Here is a 5,072-nt window from a genome sequence, read left to right on the forward strand (position 1 = left end):
CGATGAACCTTTGCTGCCGGCATCGGCTGGCCCGAAAACCGGAAACCACTTTTCGGGCCGATGAACCTTTGCTGCCGGCATCGGCTGGCCCGAAAACCGGAAACCACTTTTCGGGCCGATGCCTTAGATAAACAGCGGATCGGTCGAGAACGGCGCGGGCGCCGGGCCGAACAGAAAATCATCCTGGTTGAGAAAAACCTCCTGCCCAAAGCTCTCGAAGAGCGTGATCTGCCCGCGCTCCGAGGTGATCGTCGTCTGGAAGTCCTCGTTGACGATCGAGAGGTCGGCGAATTGCAGGCCGCTGCCGCGCAGGTCGAACAGGTCCGAGCCGTCCTGGAAGCCGGAGACCGTGTCGCCGAAGAAACTGCCCTCCGTGCTCCAGCGCCCGGTTCCGCTGTAGACGAAGAGGTCCTGTGCATTGTCGAGATCGAAGCCGAACTCGTCGCGGCCGGCCTCCATCTGGTCGTCGGCCACACCGCTGACCAGCCGATCGGAGCCACCTCCCCCGTTCATGCCCGAGCCGACCGCGCCGGCATGCAGTTCGTCATTGCCGGCATCGCCCTGCAGGCTGTTGTCGAAATTGCTGAAGGAGCTGTCGCTGCCGAAGAGGACGTCGTCGCCCTCGCCGCCCGAGGCGACGCCGCCGCCGTCACTGGTCGCGAGCGTCAACCGGTCGTTGCCCGCCTCGCCGAACAGATTGTCGAAGCCGCCCGGGCCGCCATCGAGGATATCGTCGCCGGCGCCGCCATGGATCTCGTCGCTGCCGCCAAGCCCGGTGACCTGGTCATTGCCGCCAGCGGCGAAGATCCGGTCATCGTCCCGCGTGCCAGTAATGACATCATCGCCATTCGTGCCGGCGATGACGAAGTCGGTGTTGGTGAAATCGCCGGTCGTGAAGCTCTGCAGGCCGGCAAACTCGACCGTGAAATCATCGGCATCGAGCAGGCCGTCATCATTGGTGTCGGCCACCAGGAACGTATTGCCGGCACGCTGGATATAACCCAGCTGCGTCAGCTCATCGCCGCCGCCCGGCAGGGCCGCTCCGATCCGTGGATTGGCCTCGATCTGGCCGACCCAGGCGAAATCGCCGCCGGAGAGCTGGAGCACATCGCCGTCGGCCAGTCCGGCACGCTGGAAATCGGCAACGAAATCGCGCACCGAGAAGCTCGAATCCGGCTGGAAGGCGCCGGCGTTGAAGTTGAACTGGTCGTTGCCGCCGCCGCCCTCGATCCGGTCGGCGCCTTCTTCGCCTTCCAGCTCGTCGGCGCCCGCGCCACCGCTCAACTGATCGCTGCCCCGGCCACCGAACAATTCGTCGGCGCCGGCGTCCCCGAACATCGCATCGGCGCCGTCGCCGCCGAACATGTCGTCGTCGCCGATGCCGCCCGAAAGCGTGTCGGCCCCATCATCGCCGTCGACATTGTCGTCGCCGGCACCGCCGGACACCGTATCGTTGCCGTCGCCACCCGCCAGCCCGCCGTCATCACCCGCGCCGCCATCGATCGTGTCATTGCCGGCATCGCCTGTCAGGAAGTCGCGGCCTTCGCCGCCATTGATCGTGTCGGCGCCATTGCCGCCCTGGATGAAATCGTTGCCGTCCCCGCCCGTCAGCGTGTCAGCGCCGTTGCCACCTTCGATGTTATCGTCGCCGCCGCGGCCATTAATCGTGTCGTTGCCGCCAAGCCCCAGGATCGTGTCGTTCCCCTGGGTGCCGTTCAGCGTATCCGCGCCATTGCCGCCGGCGATCACAAAATGCGTGCTGCCGAAATCCGACTGGACGAGATTGAGCTGGCCGTTGAGGCGGATCGTGAGATCGCCCGCGTCATAGCTGCCATTGTCGTTGCTGTCGGCGAGCACAAAGGTGTTGCCGCCGTTGAACGCATAGGAGATGGCCGCCAGCCCATCGCCGCTGGTCCCGATCGCGCTGCCGAGGCGCCGCCCTGCAGCACGTCGGCGCCGCCTCCGCCGGCCAGCTGATCGTCATCGCCGCCGCCGTCGAGCGTATCATTGCCGCCGAAGCCGAGGATGAAATCGGCGCCCGCCAAACCACGGATGAGGTCGGCGTCTTCCGTTCCGAAGAGCGTGTCGTCTCCCGTTGTGCCGTCGATATTGGCCATGATCCTGCTCCGAATTGGTGGAAATGCCCCTAGGAGCCCACGGACTTTTCTTGGCGGGCGGACGCTGATGCTCGGATCTGGGCGAGTCCGTCCTCCGCCGTCTCGTCACGATCAAGCGGGCGAGGTTCGGCCCCGCTTGGGAGTGGCGCTGTCTATCAGCAGCCCTCGCGCGCGAAGCTGACAGGTCCTGTCAGCGAAATGTCAGTTTGGCGGATGTAGGATGGACCATTGACCGCGAAGAACGGCGGGTATGGCCGAATTGCGACCGGGTTGAGGGTGACGCGATGGTTGAGGGTGGTGAACCGGCCATAAGGCCCTGGCGACATCAGGTCCTGGTCGTTGCCGAGGGTGACGATTTCCTCTGCAGGCTCGAGGAGATGGACGCTTGGCTCGAGCGCTGGAAGATCACGTACCGCGCCGTCTCGGTGAAGCGGGACAAGGGCGCCATACGGGTCTGCTTTCGTGAGGCGAGCCTCGCCCACGCCTTCCATGAGACGCTTGGCGGCGAGCTCGTTCCGCCTGACGCGCTCGCCGCCGCCCTGGCAGCCGATCCCTTCGCCGAGACAGGAAGGCCGCGGCTGATGAGAGCGCCCGAAGCGTGATCAACGTCGCGTCGGGCCTGGGCTCCTCTGCCCGGCTCCGCGCTGCAAATCCGCGCGCCGCATGACTGCGCGGCGCGGAGGGCCGATGTCGGTTCTCGCAATCCTGCCGTCCGTCAGCACCGCGCCGCTCAATAGCCCAGCGCGCGGAGCAGGACGATCCGGAACGGATGCGTGAACGCGTAGAACACGAGAATGATCGCGATCATGGCCCCGATCCAGATATGCCTGCCGGATCGGGGCATCTTATCCAGGACTGTGCCGGCGCTGTCCCGTCACCGGGTCAGCGGCGCCAACACGGCTGCTGCGAGGATCACGACGATCGCTGTCCGGAACAGAACCCAGTGACAACGGGTCATCGTCAGGTCAGATCTTGATTGCGCATTCATGGGCAAACTCCCTCACGCACTCAACGACGGGGCGGAGGCTCGCGCCGTTGCCGGCAAAGGACAAGCAGAAACGCATGAATTCGACCTTTTGAGGCGCAAGTATTCGGCAGCAGTTGCTTAAGCGCCACACCCGAAACGCGGCACCGAAATGCAATCGTAGGTCGATTTCTTGACGCTCCCTACCCCGAATGCCAGCGCGCGCCGCGAATACTGGAATGACAGCCAGACGGCTGGCGGCGGGCTTCAGGGAAGCCGGGTCAGAACCGGTGTCACGACCCAACGGTCCCTGGGCAGCCTCGGGGCGACCTCCCCTGGGCCCTTCCAACGCAAACTGGCCCCGCCCGCCAAGGGCCACCAGTAGCCGCAACGATCAGGAGACGACCTTATCCGCCAGATGCGATCCCACCCCCGCGCTCACACCCATAAAGGTCGAAAACTGTAAAGTATCACCCCAAGATTCGACATGGAACATAATGAGATACGGCAAGGCCAAAGCCATCATAAATGCGGAACCAAACAGCACCCTGAAACTCTTCTCATGAGCTATGGCAAGTTCTCTAAACCTGCTCCCATAAGCCGGGACAAGCGCTCGTAACTTAGCAAAATTCACGATGCCCCCATTTCCTGTCCGCAGAACGCTCCGAGCGCTCCATTGGTGATATCGAGGGGTTGCATCTGATCTGTCGCATCGCGCGACTTGGCGGGCCCGGCTGATCAGCCGGACGATTTCGCCGGGCATTACGGAGATGGCCTTGGCGGCATCCGCGGATCGGCTCACCCCGCATGACCCGGCGCAGTCTTCTGCGCCCCTTGCCTGCCATGACCCGAGCCTCCTGCCCGCATAATGCTTCGGCCTGGACGCTGAATCGCAAGCTGCAGCTCATTCCTGCAGAATGCGCCCATGGGTTGCAATATCGACCAAAGGCGAGCCGCGCGCCTTTCCGACGAGGGGGTTGATGCGGCGGGGTTTGCGGCCACCTGTGCTAGGATCGGCATCGCCAGGGGCCGTGGTTTCCCCGGGGGCGATACCGACGAGCACGAGGGCCATCATGTCCGGGCTTGATCCGTCGCATATCATGCAGGTCGGGATGGGGTTCTTTGCCTCGAAGACGCTGCTTTCCGCCGTCGAGCTGGGGCTTTTCACGACGCTCGCCAAACAGCCGATGACGGCTGGCGAGATCGCCGCTTCCTTGCAGCTCAGTCCGCGCGCCATCCCGGATTTTCCCGATGCGCTGGTCGCGCTCCGATTTCTCGACCGTGACGGCGACGGCCCCGGGGCGCGCTATGCGAATACGCCCGACAGCGCCTTCTTCCTGGACCGGAACAGCCCGGCCTATATCGGCGGCATCCTGGAAATGGCGAATGCGCGCCTCTTCCGCTTCTGGGGAGACCTCACCGAGGCTCTGAAAACCGGCAAGCCGCAGAACGAGACCAGGCATTCCGGAGAATCCGTCTTCGCCACGCTCTATGCCGACCCGGCGCGGCTCGAGCAGTTCATGAACGCGATGTCCGGGATCTCGGCCGGCAATTTCAAACTGTTTGCGGAGGCTTTCGACTTCTCAAGATTCAGCAGCCTTTGCGATGTCGGCGGCGCGACCGGGCAGCTCTCCTGCATGGTCGCGGCCGCGCATCCGCATATGCGCTGCACCAGCTTCGATCTCCCGAAGGTCGTGCCGATCGCCCTGCGCCGGATCGAACAGGCGGGCCTGAGCGACCGGGTCGCGGCGGTGGGGGGCGACTTCTTCGCCGATGCTCTGCCCAGGGCCGATGTCATCACCATGGGGATGATCCTGCATGACTGGAACCTGGAGAAGAAGAAGGCGCTGATCCGCAAAGCCTATGACGCCCTGCCGCCGGGCGGCGCCTTCGTGGTGATCGAGGCCCTCATCGACAATGCGAGGCGCGAAAATGCCTTCGGCCTGACGATGTCCCTCAACATGCTGATCGAGTTCGGCGATGCCTTCGAC

Annotated in this window: 5 protein-coding genes; 2 read left to right on the forward strand and 3 right to left on the reverse strand. The window is 64.2% G+C overall.

The genetic code is table 11. The annotated features are described in order from the left end of the window. Positions 1-123: 123 nt before the first annotated feature. Together AC1DRP_RS35775 and AC1DRP_RS35780 are read right to left on the reverse strand one after the other, a co-directional pair. Entirely contained in the window at positions 124-1,857 is a 1,734-nt protein-coding gene (locus tag AC1DRP_RS35775; RefSeq protein ID WP_476771045.1) for a calcium-binding protein, read from the reverse strand. Further along, positions 1,746-2,117: a hypothetical protein gene (locus tag AC1DRP_RS35780; RefSeq protein WP_476771046.1), complete on the reverse strand. Its 372-nt coding sequence runs from the start codon at positions 2,115-2,117 to the stop codon at positions 1,746-1,748. Before AC1DRP_RS35780 ends, AC1DRP_RS35775 begins: the two co-directional genes overlap by 112 nt. A gap of 284 nt (positions 2,118-2,401) precedes the next feature. On the opposite strand from AC1DRP_RS35780, the gene AC1DRP_RS35785 reads away from it, so the two are divergent. Further along, positions 2,402-2,719 carry a hypothetical protein gene (locus AC1DRP_RS35785; RefSeq protein WP_441506891.1) on the forward strand — a complete coding sequence of 106 codons (318 nt, stop codon included), beginning with the start codon at positions 2,402-2,404 and terminating at the stop codon, positions 2,717-2,719. Between the two features lie 756 nt (positions 2,720-3,475). On the opposite strand, the gene AC1DRP_RS35790 is transcribed toward AC1DRP_RS35785, so the two are convergent. Further along, positions 3,476-3,715 (reverse strand): hypothetical protein, encoded by a 240-nt coding sequence (locus AC1DRP_RS35790; protein WP_476771047.1) that lies wholly within the window; start codon positions 3,713-3,715, stop codon positions 3,476-3,478. A gap of 439 nt (positions 3,716-4,154) precedes the next feature. On the opposite strand from AC1DRP_RS35790, the gene AC1DRP_RS35795 reads away from it, so the two are divergent. Next, on the forward strand, positions 4,155-5,072 hold a 918-nt coding region (locus tag AC1DRP_RS35795; RefSeq protein WP_476771048.1), incomplete at its 3' end, for a methyltransferase.

The sequence above is a fragment of the Allobosea sp. 01N443 genome (assembly GCF_056399325.1).